The following is a 19,712-nucleotide window of genomic DNA, read 5'->3' on the forward strand; positions in this document are numbered from 1 at the left end:
TTCATCCATTTATGCTCAAAATGAGCATCAAGGACAAACATGATACAGCGCTATCCCATTGATGTCTGCCAGCCGGACTCTCAGGATGCTTTGAGTCGTCAAATCACCTGGCACGACGTCCCTCCCAAACTCAGCGTGCAAAGCGATAAAGCCGCGCTGAAGCAAGCCTTGGCCAAGCAGTTGAAGGAGCAAGACGCCGTGCTGGTCGCCCACTATTACACGGACCCCGATATTCAGGATCTGGCCTTGGAAACCGGCGGCTGCGTGGGTGACTCGTTGGAGATGGCGCGTTTTGGGCAGGAGCATACGGCCAGCACAGTGTTGGTGGCCGGCGTGGGCTTCATGGCCGAATCGGCCAAGATTTTGAGCCCTGAAAAACGTGTGTTGGCTGTACATGACGAGGCGACGTGTTCGCTGGATCTGGGTTGCGCCCCCGAGGACTTCAAGCAATTCTGTGCCGCGCACCCGGACCGGGAGGTGGTGGTGTATGCCAATACCAGCGCAGCCGTCAAAGCACAGGCCGATTGGGTTGTGACGTCCTCCATCGCACTGGACATCGTGCGGCATTTACACGCACAAGGAAAAAAGATTCTATGGGCACCGGATCGTCACTTAGGCTCCTATATTCAGAAGCAAACCGGCGCAGACATGCTGCTCTGGCAAGGTTCCTGTCTAGTCCATGACGAGTTCAAGGCCGATGGTTTGAAGGCTTTGATGAGTGAGCACCCCGATGCCCAGGTTCTGGTTCATCCCGAATCACCCGCTTCAGTGGTTGCGTTGGCGGATGTGGTTGGCTCGACAACGCAGCTACTGCGCGCTGCCATCAATCATTCTGCCGACACCTTTATCGTCGCCACCGATCAAGGAATCTTGCATGCCATGCGCCAGCAGGCGCCGGGCAAAACCTTTCTGGCAGCACCAACTGCGGGCGAGAGTGCCACCTGCAAAAGCTGTGCCTATTGCCCCTGGATGGCGTTGAACAGTCTGGAGGCTTTGCGTCAACGTCTCAGTCAACCAGGCCCTGGTATTCAAGTGGCCCCGGATTTACGTAAGGGCGCACGACGCTCCTTGCAACGCATGATGGATTTTGCGGCTGCTCAGCAAAGCAATTTACGCGTCAGTGCGGACTTGGCCGAGCACAGCCAGCAATTCCAACATGTAGGAGCCGCTTAATGCAGTCAGGCTCAACACAGACGCAGGTGCTGATCATCGGTGCGGGGCTGGCAGGCACCAGTCTGGCCCTGTCCTTGCCTTCCTCGATGCATGTCACTTTACTCAGCAGCGCCCCCGTTCCTTGCGGGGCCAGCCCGATGGCCTTGGGCGGTCTGGCGGCTGTGCTCAGTGCCCAGGACAGCCTGGAACAACACATTGAAGACACACTGGAAGCCGGCGCTCGGCACTCGGATAAGGAGGCAGTACGCGGGATTTTGCAAGCCGCGCCAGATGCAGTGCATTGGCTACTGGAAAGGCAGGTGCCTCTGGACAGAACCGAAGATGGCCAATTGCATCTGACCCGTGAGGGTGGGCACAGTCGGCGGCGCATCGTGCATGCGGCCGATGCCAGCGGCTACGCCATCATGCAGGCTTTGGCTCCTCAATTGGCTAAAGCCCCTCATGTTCAGCAGCGTACAGACTGTCTGGCATTGACTCTGCGCCGCAACGAACAAGGCGCAGTGGCTGGCGTGGATATCTACGACAAACACACCCACCGCTACGAAACCATTTTGGCGGACCATGTCGTGCTGGCAACAGGCGGGCTGGGCAGCCTGTATGCGCACAGCACCAATCCCGATAGCGCCTTGGGCGAAGGGGTTGCCTTAGCCTGGCGCGTAGGCGCTGCCATACGGGATCTGGAATTTGTGCAGTTTCATCCGACCTGCCTGCATGCAGAGGGTCCAACCTTTCTGCTGACTGAGGCCTTGCGTGGTGAGGGTGGTCATTTACTGGACAAGCAAGGCCGCCGCTTCATGCCAGCTTACGACGCCAGAGGGGAACTAGCCCCACGCGATATTGTGTCGCGCGCTATTGCCGCACATATGCGGCAAGAAGGCAGTAGCCATGTCTGGCTGGATGTACGCCATCTTGGTGCGGATACCTTACAGCAGCATTTCCCCAAAGCCCTGGAAGAAGGTTTATGCCGGGGTCTGGACTTACGTCGGGACTGGGTGCCGGTTGCGCCTGCCGCGCACTACAGTTGCGGGGGAATTCAAACAGACATGTCAGGCCGCACGACGGTGCCTGGTCTATATGCCGTGGGGGAAGTAGCCTGCACAGGTTTACATGGAGCAAATCGCTTGGCCAGCAACTCCTTGCTGGAGTGCGTCGTCATGGGGCGAGCGGCGGCCGAGGCGATTGCTAGAAGCAAGAGGACCCAGCGTTCAGCTTTAGTCCCGGAGACAGATGCTGCAACTACAAGTTCGATTTCAAGTTCATGTTCATACACAAACTCAAATCCAAGTTCCAGTTCCAGTTCCAGTTCCAGTTCCAGTTCACAGGCTAGTGTCGGCCCCAATTGGGGTTTAAGTTTGAACTCTAGTTCAAGCTCGAATCCACGACCTTCCCTTATGACAGCCACGGCAGCTGATACAGTGGAAAACGCAATCATCGCCAACAACGACAAAGCTTGCCAATATGACGGAAACGATAGCTATAGCAACGGCAGCCATAAAAACCACAGCTCATCCACCAACAATCCCCCTTCTCTGCCCGCCTTGCGCAACTTAATGCAAGAGCATGTCGGCTTGCTACGCAATCACCAGGGTCTTATCCAGGCCTTGCACACCCTGGACCATTGGCACGGACAAATTAGCCTTCTGCCCCCCAGCCTGGATCAACGGACCCTCAGCCTGCAACTGGACACCGCCTGGCTGCTTACCCGGGCCGCCCTGGATCGACCACGCAGTCTGGGTGCGCATTACCGCCTGGACTAAGTCCATAAAGAAACAAGCACCGGTCGGGAATCAACGACATGTCGGGCCCACATTAAGCGAAAAAGTAAGTAATAACTCGGTATCAAGGACCGGCAGTCTCAACAATTTTCCGGGCTTAGCCAACAATTGCATCTATCCATAGAAATCCCCCAAGCGCTGCATGCAGCTCCCGGTTTACCCTGATTGCAAACTTTTGTAAGCACGGCTACTGTAGTTGCGTCACTACAGGCGGTATGAAAGAGACCTGTTCAGTCAGGCGCCGACGGAGCAACCACCCCGGAATCTCTCAGGCAAAAGGATCGTACCAGCCCGACACTCTGGAGAGCGGCGCATGACGCCCACCGAAGGAGCCCAGCCTGAAACATCGGTTGGATAAACTCTCAGGTCACAGGACAGATGGGGTATTGCCACTACTCGGTGGTAATTCACCTGTCAGGAGCCTGTTATGTCGCATATTGCCGTCATTGGCGCCGGTATTTCCGGAATCACCACCGCCTACGCCCTCAGCCTGAAAGGCTATCAAGTTACCGTTATCGACCGCCTGCGCTACCCCGCCATGGAAACCTCGTTTGCCAACGGCGGGCAGTTGTCCGCGTGCAATGCCGAGGTCTGGAACAGCCGCAGCACCATACTCAAGGGCTTGAAGTGGATGATGCGCAAAGACGCCCCGCTGCTGTTCAACCCCAAGCCAAGCTGGCACAAATACAGCTGGATGGCGCAGTTTGTAGGCGCGATTTCCGGTTACGAGCGCAACACCGTGGACACCGTCAAGCTGGCCATTACCGCCCGCGAGAATCTGTACCAATGGGCTAAGGACGAAAACATTGATTTCGACCTGGAACAGCGCGGTATTCTGCACATTTACCACACCCCCGGCGGTTTTGAGTCTGGCAAGAAAGTCAGCCAACTGCTGCAAAAAGGCGGTCTGGAGCGCCGAACCGTTACCAACGAGGAAATCCACCAGATTGAACCTGCCTTGCAAGGCACCTATTACGGCGGGTTCTTTACGCCTTCGGACGCCACGGGTGATATTCACAAATACACACGCGGTCTGGCCGATGCCTGCGCCAAACGCGGCGTGAAGTTCCTGCAAGATACAGAAGTTCTGGGTATTGATTGTGGCCCACCACACCGTATCCAGCTGCGTACCGGTGAAGGCGCTGAAGCCCACACCCATACGCTGTCTGTCGATTCCTTGGTGGTGTGCGCTGGCGTAGGCAGCCGTCACTTGGCCCATATGCTGGGCGACTACATCAATATCTACCCCGTCAAAGGCTATTCGATTTCGGTGTATCTGGATACGCCCGAAGCCCAACATGCCGCCCCTTGGGTCAGCTTGCTGGACGAAGAAGCCAAGATTGTGACCAGCCGCCTGGGCAAAGATCGTCTGCGCGTGGCCGGTACGGCGGAATACAACGGTGCCAACAAGGACATTCGCGCCGACCGTATCGCCCCGCTGACCAACTGGACCCGCCGCAACTTCCACGATGCCGCGACCGATCGTGTTGTACCGTGGGCTGGTTTGCGTCCCATGATGCCGGACATGATGCCGCGCGTAAAAGCAGGCAGCCGCCCGGGCGTGTACTACAACACTGGCCACGGTCACCTGGGCTGGACGCTGTCAGCGGCCACCGCGCAGATCATTACCGAGGTCATTGCGCAGAACGAGCGTCAGTCCGCACCTGCTCAATTTGCCACCAGTCCGGCAGCAACTGCTGCACCCGCCGCTGCCCATAGCGCTCGTCCAGCAGATACACAAAACCTTGATCCTGTTCATCGCGAATCACACGACCCGCGGCCTGTGTAATCTTGCGTAGTCCCGGATACAGATAGGTATAGTCATAGGCCCGCCGCTCCCCAAAGAGCCGGGCCATGACTTGCCGCACAGACTCATTGGCCGGGTTGAATTGCGGCAAACCCAGGGTGGCAATAAAAGCACCGATCAAGCGTTTACCGGGTAAATCTACCCCTTCTGAAAACGCCCCTCCCAGCACTGCCAAACCTACTCCCGTTCCGTCCAGCGTAAAGCGGTCCAGAAACTGCGTTCTTTGCAGATCGCTCATGCCCGGCTGCTGATGCCAAAGCGGCATATCCGGCCAGCGCTCCTGCAAGGCCTGGCTAACTTGCTCCAGATAGTCAAAACTGCTCAAGAACAAAAGATAGTTGCCCGGCTGCTCCTGGTAGGCCTGCCCGACAATGTCGCAGACCCCGCCCAGGCTCTGGGCCCGGTCAGCATAGCGCGTAGACAGACCGGCATATTGGCGTACCCGTAGTTGCTCGGCCCGATACGGCGATGCCACGTTCAACTCAGCTGTACTTGGCGGCAAACCCAAGACATCACGATAAAACTGTGAGGGGTTCATGGTGCCGGAGAACAGCACCACACCGTGCGCGTCGCCATAGCGTTCAGCCAGAAACGGAGCAGGCACAATATTGCGCAGGTTCAGGAGCACACCATCGCGCTGCGCCAAAATATCGAATAAGGAATGCGAGCCGAACTGTCCGGCCAGGTCCACAAAGTACAGCAGCTCAAAATAAAACTGCAGCAAGGGGCTGTCTTGCGGCATGGGATTCTCAGCCACATAGGCCCCTAAGCGGGCTGCCAGATAGTCGCACTGTTCAAGCAGATCCTCCGGGATTTTTTCCAGCCCCCATTGATCGCCCCCTTCCTCGGGTATCAAATCCTCCATCAAGCGAGTCAACGGCGTGAAATGACGCTTCAAGGCCGAAGGCGCGGCTTTACGCGCCATGCGCAACTGCACTTGCGAGAAGGACGCGGAATACATGGAACGGGCGCGTTCTACCAAGTTGTGTGCTTCGTCCACCAGAACAGCGCTGCGCCATTGTTGAACCAGAGTCTGGCTATACAGCACCGCATGTGTGTCGAAAAAATAGTTGTAGTCGCCCACAATGGCGTCCGCCCAACGCAGCATTTCCTGGCTCAAGTAATAGGGGCAGACCTGGTGTTTGCTAGCCACTTCTTGCAAGCGCTGGCTAGTTAGCATGGGTTGCTCCAGAGCTTGCTGACGGGCCGCAGGAAGCCGGTCGTAAAAGCCTTCAGCCAGGGGGCAGGATTGGCCATGGCAGGCTTTATCCGGATTGGGGCACTGCTTGTCGCGGGCCACCATTTCCAGCACCCGCCACGCGCCCTCACCTTCTGGGTTTAAACGCTGCAAGGCGTCCAAGGCCATTTGCCGACCCGAATTTTTAGCCGTCAGATAAAAGAGCTTATCCAGTCCCGCCTCCGGCATGGCTTTCAGGCCGGGAAATACGACTGCCAAGGTTTTGCCGATACCAGTTGGCGCTTGGGCTAACAGGCACTGTGCATCGCGCTGAGCCCGGAACGCGGCTACGGCCAGTTGCCGCTGACCCGCACGAAACTGATCAAAGGGAAATTGCAAAGCAGTACAAGCTTGATCACGCGCCAGCCGATGCTTTTGCTCCTGCCGCCCCCACTCAAGATACAAGCGGCATTGCTGCTCAAAAAAGGCCCACAGATCCGCGCGCCCCAGGTATTCAGAGACACTGGTTTCTTTGTGCTTGTCCACGTGGTAATACACCACGCTGACAGTCACTCCCGGCAAATCGCGCGCCTGGCAAAGCATGGCCGCATAGACTTTGGCTTGCGCCTGGTGCAGGCGTCTATGGTGCTCGGGAATGGCATCAAAAGCACCTCGATAGGTTTTCAGCTCTTCCAGACAATTGCTGACGGGATCAAACCCATCGGCTCGACCACGCACCACTAGCCCTTCCATCTCATAGGACAGCGGCACTTCGGCTTCATAGTGCTCGGGGCGACGCAACTTTAACTGCTGGTGGCCCAGAATACCTTCTTGCGCCGTGGCCGCAGGTGTAAAGCGCAGGTCCAGATCCCCGCTGCGGGCGGTAAATTCACATAAGGCGCGTACGCCGACCGTCCAGGCTTTCATAGTGATTCAGGCCGAGTCACATAGCAGACACGCGCAGGGATGGCGTGCTGCTCGAAATAACTAAGCCAACGCCGCTGGTTGTCCTGCAAGCGGTCTCCGGGACCTTTTACCTCAATCAATTCATAGCTTTGCTGGGCAGGCATGAAGCGCACCAAATCCGGCAGGCCGGAGCGGTTATCCCGCCAATCCTGCAAGATACGCTTGAACACCAGTTGTAAGTGCTGGGCGGGGATGCAATGCAAGGCCTGCTCGATCAAGGTTTCATCCAAGGCGGGCCAGATCAGCAAGGGGCACTGTATGCCACGCTTTTCCTGCCAGCGTTGCCAGATCACGGTTTTATAGTCTGCGCCGTCCAGCACACTCAAAGACTGCTCAAACAAGTTTTGCCTGCGCGATACAAAGTCCGGGTTACCCCAATCGGCTGGACAAGCTTGATAGGGGTGGAAAAACGCACCGGGCAAGGGAGCAAAAATAGCATCCCAGCTCAACAAGCCCAATAAGGCCGGGAACAAGGCATTTTCTACGTAAAACACAGGTGCCAAGGGGCTGTCCCAATGAGCCAGCACCTGCGATTCGACCCGATTGCCGTCATCGAACAAAACCAGATCACTGCGTTGTGTGCGGCTTGCGGGTTTATTGGAAGGCGAGCTGGGCGGAGCGTCTACCGCCAGTTTGCGACGCATGCGAGGCAACATACGCAGCAACTTCTGGGTTTCGCTTTCATTTTCGGGCTGGTTCCACGCCTGACAAAACAAGGGCCAGGCACCTTGATGATTCCCCTGACGCTCCAATACCCGCAATTGGCGGTAACGGGCTCCCGGCCAGCTTGTCTGCAAATACGCTTGTTCGGCTAAGGCCCACCAATGTTGACGTTCGGCTTGCTGGCCTAGCTGGAACAGGGTTTTTGCCTTACGTCGTTGCAGCCAGTCGCTGTCAGTCTCAACTGCTTGAACGGCGGCAAAGCGCTGTATCCAAAGATCGGGGTCGGCCTCATCCTGTGCGTCTCGCAGCTCGGACAAGGTTTCATACAAGCGCACGTCCTCATTGTGGCGAAACGCCCGGCTGGCCTGATCCAGAACCACGGTTTCGTAGCGATACAGGCCCAGATCGCTCAGCACAAACTCGGACCAGTCCTGATAATGATTGCCAAAGAACAGCAACTGCAAACGCTGTGCCCAATGCATGACTTGCGGTGATAGGCGCAGTGTGGGAGCTTGCAGGACTGGATCGGCACACCACTGCGTAAAAGGCCGAGCCTGTTCACCGTGAGCCTGCCCAATCCATTCCAGATAGTCCGATTTGCGCCCGGCGGCTGGCAGATCACTGAACAAGCGACGCAGCTCGGGCACCGTATGGACGGCAAACAAGGTTTCCAGATCCAGCTCAGGATCGGTTTCTATTAGCTCGCAAGCCGCCAGCTCTTGCACTGCCGCATCCAGGTTTTCGATCTCGGCATAACGCAACTTGTCGATACGAAACACCGGGCCTTTACGCATCAGCAAGCGCACCAACAGGGCTTGTGCAGGCTGGGAAGCATGCACAAAACGATGGCCGCACTGGACGTGTTCAGGCTCCAGCAGGTCGGAACTGGTGTGTTGTACCCACTGCAAAACCTGATGGAAATTATGCAGATAGTAAAAAGGAGGAAGCTCGGGCGGGGTCATAAGCAGGCTGTGTATATATCCAGCTACTTTAGCATTCCTTCAAGCCTGGCGCGACTCCAACAAGCGCATCCAGTCGCGCAACAAGGTATCCAGACTTTGCCGCTGCGTGGCATCCAGACCTTCCAGCAAATTTTCTTCATTGGTCAAATGGTCCACCACAACCGCATCCACACAGGCCAGACCCGCTGGGCTCAAACGCACCAGAATACGGCGGGCATCTTCCGGGTCGGCAATGCGTTCGATCAAGCCCTGCTTTTCCAGGCCCTGCAAACGATGCGTCATAGTGCCGGAGCTGACCATCAAGGTGGAAAACAAAGCGGTGGGTGCCAAGGTGTACGGCGGGCCGGAGCGGCGCAGGCTGGCCAGCACATCAAACTCGCCCAACTGCAGGCCGTGACGTCTGAAGTTGTCGCTCATCTGTTTTTGGACCAGTTGGAAGCAGCGCGTCATGCGGCCCAGCAAGGCCATGGCGTCCAGATTCTGCAAATCTGGCCGTTGTTCGCGCCACTGATTGATGATCAGGTCTACCGCGTCGTGTTCTTCGCTCATGATTTCTCGATTTCGATATTTATCTTGATATTAAGATAAATCATCCCTACACTGGCATTTATCTCGACATCAAGATACTTTTATTATGAACCGTCTTTCTCTCTGGCTGGTGACGGCCTTGACCGCATTAGGCCCCGCCATCTGGGGTTCTACCTACATTGTGACCACCGAAATCCTACCGCCCGATCGCCCTTTCATCGCGGCCTTTTTGCGCTGCTTTCCCGCTGGCGTGATGCTGCTCTTGTGGAGCCGACGCATGCCTGCCCGAGGTGATTGGGGGCGTACCCTGATTCTGGCGGCCTTGAATATTGGCGCATTTCAGGCGCTGTTATTCGTTGCGGCTTACCGCTTGCCGGGTGGTTTGGCCGCCGTCGTAGGAGCAGCTCAACCCTTGGTGGTGATTGCCCTGGCCTGGGCGCTAGAAGGTAAACGCCCTGTCACCCTGGCCTTGGTCGCTTGTGTGATCGGCATCATCGGCATGGGTATTTTGCTACTTTCGCCAGAGAGCCAATGGGATACCTGGGGCATGGTCGCGGCCATTGTCGGGGCCTTGTGCATGGCCATGGGCACCTACTTGTCGCATCGCTGGCGTAGTGGCATGCCGATTCTGGCTTTCACGGCCTGGCAATTGATGTTGGGCGGTTTGATGCTTGCCCCTCTGGCTTTATGGCTGGACCCACCACTGGACAGCTCCTTGAGCGGCGTACAAATCGGCGGCTACCTCTACCTGTGTCTGGTCGGTGCGCTGCTGGCCTATACCCTGTGGTTCCGCGGGATTGCCGTCTTGCCCTCTGTGGCCGTGTCCTCGCTGGGCCTGCTCAGTCCGCTGACCGCCGTGATTCTGGGATGGCTGATTTTAGGTCAGGCCATGACAGGCTCCAGCCTGCTGGGCATTATTTTGGTGATGGGCAGTGTGCTGGCAGTACAGTGGATCAGCAATCGCCCGGCCAAATAAATATCGTGCGCCCATAAAAATAGCGCCCCTTTTAACGATCTGGATGGGCGCGTAAGAGAGTTCACTATCTTGCTACTCCGTTAGAAGCAGCAAGATAGTGACTAATAGCGTTCTTGCAGGACTTGGGCTAAATCTGTCGCAAAGCGCTGGGCGTCTTTAGCATTCAGATTCGCAAAACTGACACGCAAGCCTTGAGCAGGACTGCTCACACCAAAGACTTGTCCGGATCGCACCAGCCAGCCACGTGCAGCCAATCCTGCCAATACCGGCTCGGCTTCCCGATCCAGCGGAATCCACAGATTGAAGCCTTCCTCGCTATCCCAAAAAGGAATGCTCTGCTTTTTCAAGGCGTGCATCAAGTCGGCGCGAGCCTGCACATAGGCAGCTTGCGCAACACGAGTCTGCGCCTTGATCTCGGCATCCGTCAGCCCATGAACCACCATTTGCTGTAAAAGATGGCTGACCCATTGCGCCCCCGAAGCCAAACGTTGCGACAAGCGTTCGCTGGTTTGCAGATCCGACGCCACCAGAGCCACGCGCAAATCCGGCCCCAGACCCTTGGACACTGAACGAATCAAGGCCCAGCGCAAATGATCGGCAGGAATCACGTTTCGGTAAGGGCTGCTGGCCAGCATCCAGAAGTGGTCGTCAATCATCAACAGCAATTCGGGATACTGCTTCAGAATTTGCTCGATCTGCTTGGCACGAGCACGGCTCAGTGAGCATCCCGTGGGGTTGTGCGCACGTGGTGTCAAGATCAAAGCGCGCAGGCCATCCTCCAAAGCGGCTTGCAGCGAGGCCGGCACAATCCCCTCGCTATCGACCTCAATACCCACTGGCTTGTAGCCCAGCGTATGCACCGAGTTGATGCTGTTCAGATAGCCAGGATCTTCAATCCCGACTTTATCGCCCGCCAGCAAAAAGGCTTGCAGCAAACGCTCGATTGCATCGACCGCACCGTAGCTGACGTGATAATCGGTGTCTGACGGTGTGTCTTTATGAAACACCTGCTGGCACACGGCACGCAACTCAGGCACCAGAGGGTCCGCACCGTATAGAGCCTGGGTTTGACCGCGTACCCCAGCCGTCAATTGGGTGGGCGCAGGCAAATAGCCCAGCGCCGGATTGCCGCTGGCCAAATCCTGCAAGGCCGAGCTGGCGCCATGCCCTTCGCGTGCCAGCTCCCGGATCGCCTCACGGATCCGTGTGCCACGACGTCCTTGTGCATCGGCCACCCCGGCCGAGACCAGGCGCTTGTATGCCAGGGCTACCGTATTCCGGTTCAATCCCAGTGTTTGAGCCAGCTCGCGTACCGGCGGCAAAATCTGGCCCGGAGCAATTCGCCCCAGTGCCACTTGCTGTCGGATATCATCGAAAAGTTCCTTCGCGTTGCTTCCCTGGATATTCATTTTGACCTATGACATAATAGTTTATGCGCGACCCGCAGGGTCGAGTTTATCTTTTTTTTCTTCCTTACTGGTGCGCCATGTCCGAATCCGCCCCTGATCTACTTCACACCGAGCATTATCCCACCTCCACCAGTGTAGAGGCATTTCGGGAACGCATTGCCCTGGTACAACAAAGAATTGATGCTGCCTGCGTACGCTATGGGCGTGCTGCTGGCGATGTCCGTTTACTCACTGTCAGCAAAACCTTCGGGATTGACCGCATCCGCCTGGCCTACCAGGCCGGTTGTCGCTTATTGGGCGAGAACAAGGTGCAGGAAGCCGAAGGCAAGTACGAAGCGCTACGCGAAGAACTGCCAGATTTGGAATGGGCTGTTATTGGACACCTGCAAAGCAATAAAGCCAAGTCCGTTGCGCGCTTTGCCTCTGAATTTCATGCGTTGGACAAGCTCAAGACCGCTGAAGCGCTGGACCGCCGTCTACAAATTGAAGGCCGCAGCCTGGACGTCTTCGTGCAAGTAAACACCTCCAGCGAAGACAGCAAGTTCGGTTTGCCACCCGAAGAAGTACACGCTTTCGTGCGCGAATTGCCACAATTTTCTGCCTTGAAAGTCAAAGGTCTGATGACCTTGGCTTTGATGGACGCCGATCCGGAGCGGGTACGGCCCTGCTTTGCCCTGCTGCGCAATTTGCGTGATCAACTGCGTAACGACATTGCCCACGCTGAAAACATTCGTGAACTATCCATGGGTATGTCGGGTGACTATGAAGTCGCCATTTCCGAAGGCTCCACCATTGTGCGCGTTGGCCAAGCCATTTTTGGTGCACGCGCCACGCCCAACAACTTTTACTGGCCCGTCTCCGATACGGCAACAACATCATGAATCCATTACGCCTGATCCTGCGCCAAAACGGTAAAGAAGTCGGACATTTTGAATCCAGCCCCTGCTGCCCGCCCGAACAGCTGATTGCCGTGGCCCGCCACCTGATGACGCTGCCTGACAGCGAGCTGGAACTGCAACAAGCCAAAGGCGAGCACCGTATTTTGGATAGCGGCCCGCACGGCTTGCGCGTTCTGAGCGCACAGGTTCTATACGAAACCGCTGATTTGCAAGCCTGGTTGCAGCAAGGCAGCAAGGTTTCTGCCTGAACCTGATTGGTGTTCGGCCACAAACCCGCCACTGCGGTTCGGCAAAGCGGCGTTCTCAAGACGCCGCAACCATAAAAAACCATACCCGGCCAAGAGCCGGGTATGGTTTTTGTGTTTCAGTCTGCAGGAACAAACAGCAACTTAGCGGTTCACCTGTTTGGCAGGCAAGGCGTACGCCAACAAGCAGCTCACCATCAAACTACCGGCAAACAGCCACAAAGCGGCGCTGCCCGAACCGGTCAGGTCGGTAACCCAACCAATCAAGGAGTTACTGACCAGACCGGCAATATTGGCCAAGGAACATGCCAGCGCAAAACCCGTTGCTGCTGCAGTGCCTTTCAAGAAGGTAGCCGGCAAGCTGAAAAACACAGGCACAGCACCCATAATCACAGCCGAGGCCACCGTAAAGGCCAGAACAGTCAACCAGGCGTGATGCGCCACAAAAGTACTGGCAACCAAGGCAATCGCACCAATGGTCAGCGGCACGATCAAGTGCCAGCGACGTTCACGGCAACGGTCCGAGCTGGCACCAATCATCAACATGCCTGCTACACCGGCCAGCGAGGGAATCGCCGTCATCAAACCAATCTGGAAGGGATCTTGCACACCGGCGGCACGAATAAAGGACGGCATCCAGAAACTGATGGAGTACGTGCCTAGCAGAATGGAGAAGTCAATCCCGCCCAGCATCCACACTTTCAGGTTGAAGAAACCATCTTTAAAGCTGTGCTTGACGCCCTTGCCTTCGGCATCGTCGGCAGCCAGATCAGCAGCCAGCCGAGACTTCTCTTCCTTGCTAAGCCACTGTGCAGACTGATAGTTGTTCGGCAAGGCCCAGAAAGTCAGAATACCAAGCAGCACGCTGGGAATCGCTTCCAAAAGAAACAACCACTGCCAACCTCGCCAGCCGTTCATGTGATCAAAGTGACCGATAATCCAACCGGACAAAGGACCACCAATCACGCTGGACAGGGGCAAACCGATCATGAACAAGGCAATGATCTTGCCGCGTCGGTAGGTAGGGAACCACAGGGTCAGGTAGTACAGCACACCTGGCAAGAAACCCGCTTCTGCCGCACCCAGCACAAAACGCAGAATGTAGAACTGCGTAGGTGTGGTGACAAACATGGTCAGGCCAGACAAGATGCCCCAAGTAATCATGATGCGGGCAATCCACAGCTTGGCACCGACACGTTCCAAAATCAAATTGCTGGGCACCTCGAACAGGATGTAACCCAGAAAGAACAGCCCGGCCCCCAGGCCGTACGCTGTCTCACTCCATTGCAAATGATCGAGCATTTGCAGCTTGGCAAAACCGACGTTGATGCGGTCCAGATACGCTGCCAAATAACAAAAGCACAGGAATGGGATCAGACGCCAGACGATCTTTTTGTAGAGATCCCCGTTTCCGTCCCGGCCTGCAGGCACCGCCGTGGGACTTTGGATGGATGAATGCACCTTGTATATCTCCAGATAATTATTGGTATGCCTGGTGAACCAGAAAACTGCCTAAAAACAGCGCCTGACAGAACACAGCAGGACCCTGAACACGTCCGCACTCCCCCCATTGGGCTGCAGACTGTTTACGGATGAGAAATGATGTATCAACAGTGACTCCCGACTGCACATGCCCAGCTCTATCCCTATAGAGAGGCCATGCACAGCGGGACCCGATCAGATTGATGCGCTGCACCCGGATCGCTCCCGAGTTCAGCGCAGCGCACGGCTTAGCTGGACTTCAGGTCCTGACCGTACAGGTCGTAGCCGTAAACCCAGGCCGGATCTTCTTGCGTGCGCAAGAAGGTATTGGCGTTGGACACGGACTGAACACGCGTCGCGCGCTCTTTGCGGTTGAGCTCGTACAGATCGAAGGCTGTGCGGAAATCCGACAAACCGGTCTCTTGCAAGCAGCGAGTCAACATGGCGGCATCTTCAATCGCCATGCAAGCACCTTGGGCCATATGTGGCTTCATGGGATGACATGCATCACCCAACATGACCAGACGACCACGGCTCCACAAAGGCAGCGGATTGCGGTTGCGCAATGGCCACTTGGTAATGCTTTCGGTCGATTTGATCAGGTTCTGAACCGTGGAATGATAGCCTTCAAATGCGGCCAGCATCTCTTCTTGCGAGCTGTCTACGTACGCCCCCTGAAAATCCCAGGCCGGATGTGGCACGCCAGTCACAAAATAGTACTCATCGCGCTTGCCAGTGGTGTAGTACACCATCATGTGACGGTCATCGGTCCACCATTTCACACAGTCCTCGAACTCATCGGCAAAACGGGCCAGATTCTCACCACGGATCAGGGCACGGTGGGCCACCCAGCCGCTGTAAATCGGATCTTCGACACCCAGCAGGGTTTCGCGGATCTTGGAGTGAATACCATCAGCCCCAATCACAATGTCAGCTGTCACGCTGGTGCCATCGGCAAACTCCAGCAGCACGTCGTCACCCCGATCCACCAGGTTTTGCAAACGCTTGCCAAAGTGCACGGTGCCGGGCTTGATGCTGTCAATTTGCAAAGCATGCATATCACCACGATGCACGGTGATGTACGACGCACCGTATTCTTTCTTGGCAAACTCGCCCAACGGAATACGGGACAGGTAGTCGCCCGTTTCACCATCACGGCTGAACCAGAAGTCCGGGTGCGAGCCCATATCATCCAGCGCTTTTTCCAAACCCATACGGCGGAAAATCTTCATCACGTTGGGGCCCACGTGGATACCGGCACCCAAACGCGAGAATTCTGGCGCCTGTTCAAATACTTCTACCTCAAAGCCAGCTTGCTGCAACAGAGTCGCCGCAGCGGCTCCGCCAAGACCGGCCCCTACAATCGCAATCTTGACTGTTTTTTCCATCGTTAGCTCCAAATCACGGCACAAATTAAAAGTGCTCACTACATGTTTTTTAGTAGTGTACACACTAAGTTTAAGCATGAAAACAGGTGATTGAACTAGGGTTTATACCTACCATCAGCTATCGAAAAACTGCTTATAACCTTAGCTTTAAAACCAATTACCAGATTAAAATCAACAGCTTAAAATAAAAATTTAAAACAAAGGCAAGCCTTGACCATCGAAGCATAAAATTTATTTAATTTATGAATTTAACAGTGTGTAGACTTGTTTATTGCGGTGCACACCCTGCAATAGCAAATACTTTATATGCATAGCAACTGATCTGAATCAGGCGTGAACGGCTCCTTGGACAGGTATACTTTGCCCAGTTGTTACGCAACTGGCCTGCCCACTCCACAACAAGACAGAAAGACTATGCAGCCTACCTCCCCCGTTTCTGAGCCTCAAACCTTGTCCTACGATGTCACCGAACAAATCGGCCACCTGCTGCGCAAGGCTGGCCAACGGCACACGGCCATCTTTCAGCATTACGTGGGCGACACCCAGCTAACCGCTATTCAGTTCGTGACTTTATGCGCCCTGCGCGATCACGGCCCCAGCTCGCAAACCGAGCTGGTCGAAGCCACGGCGGTAGACCAGGCCACCATACGGGGCATTATTCAGCGCCTGAAGTCGCGCAATCTGATCGAACTGGCACCGGACAAAGATGACAGACGCAAGGTGATTGTGGAGCTGACCCAACAAGGGCAGGAACTGCTCGGTCGCGTCATCCCGCGCGCCCATACCATCAGCGAACTGACTATGGGCAATCTGAACCCTGCAGAACGCGTGGCCATCGTCTATCTGCTGCGCAAAATGATCGATAGCACGCTGGATATGAGCGACAAGGAATAAGGCCAAACATCACTTGAAGAGACTATGTTTTATTCGGCCTTTAAGATATATTTAAAATACATCTTTTAACTGATCTGCCATGACTCCTTTAACTGCCTCCCCCGTCTCTACTCGCCCACAATGGCGCGCATTCCTGGAACTGGGGTTTCGACCCCTCTATCTTTTAGCCACGCTTTGGGGCGCGGCCAGCATTGCGCTCTGGCTCTATGCGCCCGGCTGGCTGGCCAATGCAGCCATCCCCTCCCTGTACTGGCATGCTCATGAAATGCTCTGGGCCTTTATCGGCACCATTGCCGTGGGATTTTTGTTGACAGCCAGTGCCACCTGGACAGGACAGCCCACCCTGCGCGGCTCCTCTTTGGGGGCCTTGTGTTTGATCTGGATTCTGGCACGTTTGAGCCTGTTGCTTCCCAACGGCTTGATCGCCGCCTTGCTGCTGGACGCCTTGTTCTTTGCTGTTGCCGCCGCTGAACTGGCCCGTGTGATTCTGATCGCTCGCAACAAACGCAATTACGGCATCCCCCTTGCCATGCTGGCCTTGGGCCTGAGCCATGCCCTGTTCATGTACAGCCTGCTGCAAGGGCAAGATCCCATGCCCTACTTCTACAGCGGTTTCTGGACCATGGGTTTGATCACCTTGCTGATTGCTCGCCGCATCATTCCCTTCTTTGCCATGCGTGCCTTGCCGGGTTTGAGCCTACCTGCTCAAACTCGTAGCGGTCATTGGCAAATGGGGTTGAGCGCCATCGCCATTGCTTTGTCACTGAGCCCCTGGCGCTTGGCTCTGGCTATGGTTCTGGCTGCGTTGGGCTTGATTGCCTGCTTTCAGTGGGTACGCTGGAAACCGTGGGCCAGCCGTCACACCCCCCTGTTGTGGATTTTGTACCTGGGCTATGCCGGTCTGGCTATCGGCTTGTTAAGTGCTGCTGCCTATGAAGCAGGCTGGATTCTACGCGCTGCCTGGCCGGTACATATTGTGGGCTTGGCCGGTTTCAGCATCATGATTATCGGCATGCTGACCCGTACCGCTCTAGGTCATTTGGGTCGCCCCTTGCGTGCCACGCCCAAAGTCGTGCTGGGTTACGGTTTTCTGATTGCTGCCTGCGTCTTGCGTTTGTTGGCCCTGATCCCCAGCAGTTGGAGCCTGCCTTTGCTGCATGTCTCTGGTCTGTGCTGGATTTTGGCCATGCTCAATTACCTGCATCAGTTTGCTCCCATGTTGATTCGCCCCAGACTGAACTGAGCGCAGCATCGGCGCCACACTTTAAAAAACAAAGTCCCTGGCGCCATGTATCTTTATTTTCTGCCTGACAGTGCCTGCTTATACTAAGCAGGCACGTTGTTTGCATCCTCTGCAAGCAACGCGGGACGGATCGTTCTGATCCTTGTTTATTCCGCGCACTCATCCCATGTTTCTTGCCTGTCTGGCTGGCCCCTTCTTGAAACGCATTCTGCTTGGCGGACTGTGTGCTTTGCTCTGGCCGCTCTCTACCCAAGCCGCGGATGCCTGTCATGGCAGTCGGGACCTGGTCGTTGTTGGCCATATGGATGACGACCTGCTATTCATGAACCCAGACCTGTCCAGCAGTATCCAGGCCGGTGCCTGCATGCAGGTTCTGTACCTGACCGCCAGTGAACGCAAAGGTGGGCTGGAGTATATGTACCGCCGCGAACAAGGTGTACGCGCCGCCTATGCCTTTATGGCCGGGCTGGTCAACGAATGGCAGCAAACCCGCTTGATGGTCGGCAGTGCCTCGATCACGCAATTTACCTTGCGGTCCAGACCGGGTATTCAGTTAAGCCATTTACGTCTGCAAGATCCCTGGCTGGGCCCAGGCTGGGGGAGTCTGACCCCGTTGAGCCGCGCAGAATCGGTACCTGGCCAAACCGTGCAAACACTGGATAGCCCGCAACAGACACTGAACCGCGAGCAGTTGGTCCAGACACTGGCCGCCTTGATACGGCTGTATCAGCCCACCAGTGTTCGCTATCTGGATGACACCAACCCGGTGCCTTACACCCAGCTGTGCTGGCGTTGTACCGGACACGGACACCCGGACCATATCGCCAGCGCCCGTCTGGTTCGGGAGGCCATGCTGGCGGCCCCCGGAAATTACGCACAAATTGGCTATGTGGACTATCCCATTCAAGAACAGGCTCGCAATCTGACCTTGAATGAAATCCACAGTAAAACCGAGATTTTCCGACGCTACGCCTGGCACGACCAACACGCCTGCAAAGGCCCCGCTGTGTGTCAGGAACCCGCCGGCCCCGCCGCCGAATGGGTACAGCGCAGTTACTACACTAGCCGTGCCGACTATCCGGCCAGCCTGTTAAGTGACAAGGAAGGCAAGCTCAGCTTTTTCGCCTCGGGCGAACAAAACGACGCCATCAACCAATGGGATGTGCAAGAACAACGCTGGATGACCTTGGGCGGACGCACAGCCGAAGCCTTAAGCGCCTTTCACTACGCAGACGGGAGCCCTGGTCTGTTTGCGCGTGATGCTACCGGACAGGTCTGGTTCAGCCGCTCCCCCGATGAGAACGATTGGCTGGCCTGGCAAAAAATACCCGGCCCTCGCATGTTGCATACCCCTATCGTCAGCCGCCGGGACAGTCAGGCGGTCGCCATGGGAACCGACGGCCTTTTTTATTGGAGCGCCGCGCGCCAGCCCGACTACGGTTGGGGGGCCTGGACAGCACTGCCTGCGCTGGAACATGCCGCCTACCCCGCCACTCTCAGCCTGGATAGACAAGGGCGCCCCCATATATTTGCCAGCAATTTGCAGGGCCAGTTATTCCAGACCTATCAGCAAAGCGACTTGACATGGCAGGACTGGCAAGCGATTCCTGCTCCTGCCAGTAGTGGCGGCTTGGCTTCTATCCTGAATGCACAAGGGCATATTGAGTTGTATCTGCGCAACCGTCAAAGCCAGCAGTTGCTGCGCCTGACACAAAGCGGCAAGCAAGGCTGGACGGCCCCCCAAAACCTGGGCTTGAACTATGTGGGAACACCCGCACTGAGCCTGGACGAGAAAGAACAAGTCATTGTCGCGGTTCAGAAAAACCCCGGCGGCGCGATTGTGCTGCTTGATCAAGGGCAGGAACGGGAAGTGGACAAACAGTCTGCCTCTCAGCCTGCGCTATACAGACTGAACGGCACCTTGTATCTGGCCAGCCGCCCGGTCGGTCCCGAGCAGCGCTATCGACTGCTGGAGCGCCGGCACGGCCAATGGGTGCAAGTTGCCCTGACCCAGCCCCCACCACCGGGGGGAGGACAGTCCTTTCGTGAAGCCCCCGCCTTTATCAAGCAGCCTTATGTGCAGCCTTGAGCTCCACGCTGCGTTTTAAAACGTAACAAAGTACGC

14 protein-coding genes, 1 pseudogene and 2 riboswitches are annotated in these 19,712 nt (G+C 56.2%); of the genes and pseudogenes, 9 read left to right on the forward strand and 6 right to left on the reverse strand.

Annotation, left to right across the window (positions count from 1 at the left end):
• Positions 1-39 precede the first annotated feature (39 nt).
• The 3 genes from nadA (at position 40) to LNA76_RS06060 (ending at position 4,737) form a co-directional block, all read left to right on the forward strand.
• Positions 40-1,173, forward strand: coding sequence for a quinolinate synthase NadA (nadA, locus tag LNA76_RS06050; protein ID WP_230018431.1), 1,134 nt, complete (start codon positions 40-42; stop codon positions 1,171-1,173).
• Positions 1,173-2,930 (forward strand): L-aspartate oxidase, encoded by a 1,758-nt coding sequence (gene nadB, locus LNA76_RS06055; protein ID WP_230018433.1) that lies wholly within the window; start codon positions 1,173-1,175, stop codon positions 2,928-2,930. Before nadA ends, nadB begins: the two co-directional genes overlap by 1 nt.
• A gap of 224 nt (positions 2,931-3,154) precedes the next feature.
• Positions 3,155-3,242: riboswitch (glycine riboswitch) on the forward strand.
• A 4-nt stretch (positions 3,243-3,246) separates the two neighbouring features.
• Positions 3,247-3,327: riboswitch (glycine riboswitch) on the forward strand.
• A gap of 48 nt (positions 3,328-3,375) precedes the next feature.
• Positions 3,376-4,737 (forward strand): D-amino acid dehydrogenase, encoded by a 1,362-nt coding sequence (locus tag LNA76_RS06060; RefSeq protein WP_230018435.1) that lies wholly within the window; start codon positions 3,376-3,378, stop codon positions 4,735-4,737.
• Here the strand turns inward: LNA76_RS06060 and LNA76_RS17985 are convergent.
• From LNA76_RS17985 to LNA76_RS06075, 3 genes and pseudogenes are all read right to left on the reverse strand, one after another.
• A pseudogene (locus LNA76_RS17985) lies at positions 4,682-6,859 on the reverse strand (helicase C-terminal domain-containing protein); the annotation flags it as partial. The gene LNA76_RS06060 and the pseudogene LNA76_RS17985 overlap by 56 nt on opposite strands.
• Positions 6,856-8,523, reverse strand: coding sequence for a VRR-NUC domain-containing protein (locus LNA76_RS06070; protein WP_230018437.1), 1,668 nt, complete (start codon positions 8,521-8,523; stop codon positions 6,856-6,858). The pseudogene LNA76_RS17985 and the gene LNA76_RS06070, both read right to left, overlap by 4 nt.
• A gap of 39 nt (positions 8,524-8,562) precedes the next feature.
• Positions 8,563-9,072 carry a MarR family winged helix-turn-helix transcriptional regulator gene (locus tag LNA76_RS06075; RefSeq protein ID WP_230018439.1) on the reverse strand — a complete coding sequence of 170 codons (510 nt, stop codon included), beginning with the start codon at positions 9,070-9,072 and terminating at the stop codon, positions 8,563-8,565.
• Positions 9,073-9,157: 85 nt separating this feature from the next.
• Between LNA76_RS06075 and LNA76_RS06080 the strand changes: the two genes are divergently transcribed.
• Positions 9,158-10,027, forward strand: coding sequence for a DMT family transporter (locus tag LNA76_RS06080; RefSeq protein WP_094196524.1), 870 nt, complete (start codon positions 9,158-9,160; stop codon positions 10,025-10,027).
• Positions 10,028-10,128: 101 nt separating this feature from the next.
• On the opposite strand, the gene LNA76_RS06085 is transcribed toward LNA76_RS06080, so the two are convergent.
• Positions 10,129-11,436 carry an aminotransferase class I/II-fold pyridoxal phosphate-dependent enzyme gene (locus LNA76_RS06085; protein ID WP_121738803.1) on the reverse strand — a complete coding sequence of 436 codons (1,308 nt, stop codon included), beginning with the start codon at positions 11,434-11,436 and terminating at the stop codon, positions 10,129-10,131.
• A 77-nt stretch (positions 11,437-11,513) separates the two neighbouring features.
• On the opposite strand from LNA76_RS06085, the gene LNA76_RS06090 reads away from it, so the two are divergent.
• Positions 11,514-12,317 carry a YggS family pyridoxal phosphate-dependent enzyme gene (locus tag LNA76_RS06090; RefSeq protein WP_094198331.1) on the forward strand — a complete coding sequence of 268 codons (804 nt, stop codon included), beginning with the start codon at positions 11,514-11,516 and terminating at the stop codon, positions 12,315-12,317.
• Positions 12,314-12,583, forward strand: a complete 270-nt coding sequence (locus LNA76_RS06095; protein ID WP_094196522.1) for a hypothetical protein — start codon at positions 12,314-12,316, stop codon at positions 12,581-12,583. The genes LNA76_RS06090 and LNA76_RS06095 overlap by 4 nt, the downstream gene beginning before the upstream one ends.
• 141 nt (positions 12,584-12,724) lie before the next feature.
• Here the strand turns inward: LNA76_RS06095 and LNA76_RS06100 are convergent, their stop codons facing one another.
• Positions 12,725-14,041, reverse strand: coding sequence for an MFS transporter (locus tag LNA76_RS06100; protein WP_094196521.1), 1,317 nt, complete (start codon positions 14,039-14,041; stop codon positions 12,725-12,727).
• A 269-nt stretch (positions 14,042-14,310) separates the two neighbouring features.
• Positions 14,311-15,450, reverse strand: coding sequence for an FAD-dependent monooxygenase (locus LNA76_RS06105; protein ID WP_009454531.1), 1,140 nt, complete (start codon positions 15,448-15,450; stop codon positions 14,311-14,313).
• A gap of 414 nt (positions 15,451-15,864) precedes the next feature.
• Here LNA76_RS06105 and LNA76_RS06110 point away from each other — a divergent pair, with 414 nt between their 5' ends.
• From LNA76_RS06110 to LNA76_RS06120, 3 genes are all read left to right on the forward strand, one after another.
• Positions 15,865-16,344, forward strand: coding sequence for a MarR family winged helix-turn-helix transcriptional regulator (locus tag LNA76_RS06110; protein WP_230018441.1), 480 nt, complete (start codon positions 15,865-15,867; stop codon positions 16,342-16,344).
• Between the two features lie 79 nt (positions 16,345-16,423).
• Positions 16,424-17,587: an NnrS family protein gene (locus LNA76_RS06115; RefSeq protein ID WP_094196519.1), complete on the forward strand. Its 1,164-nt coding sequence runs from the start codon at positions 16,424-16,426 to the stop codon at positions 17,585-17,587.
• Between the two features lie 166 nt (positions 17,588-17,753).
• Positions 17,754-19,676, forward strand: coding sequence for a PIG-L family deacetylase (locus LNA76_RS06120; RefSeq protein WP_230018444.1), 1,923 nt, complete (start codon positions 17,754-17,756; stop codon positions 19,674-19,676).
• Positions 19,677-19,712 lie beyond the last annotated feature (36 nt).

It is taken from the genome of Alcaligenes sp. MMA (assembly GCF_020907215.1).
Taxonomy (GTDB): Bacteria; Pseudomonadota; Gammaproteobacteria; order Burkholderiales; family Burkholderiaceae_B; genus Alcaligenes; species Alcaligenes aquatilis.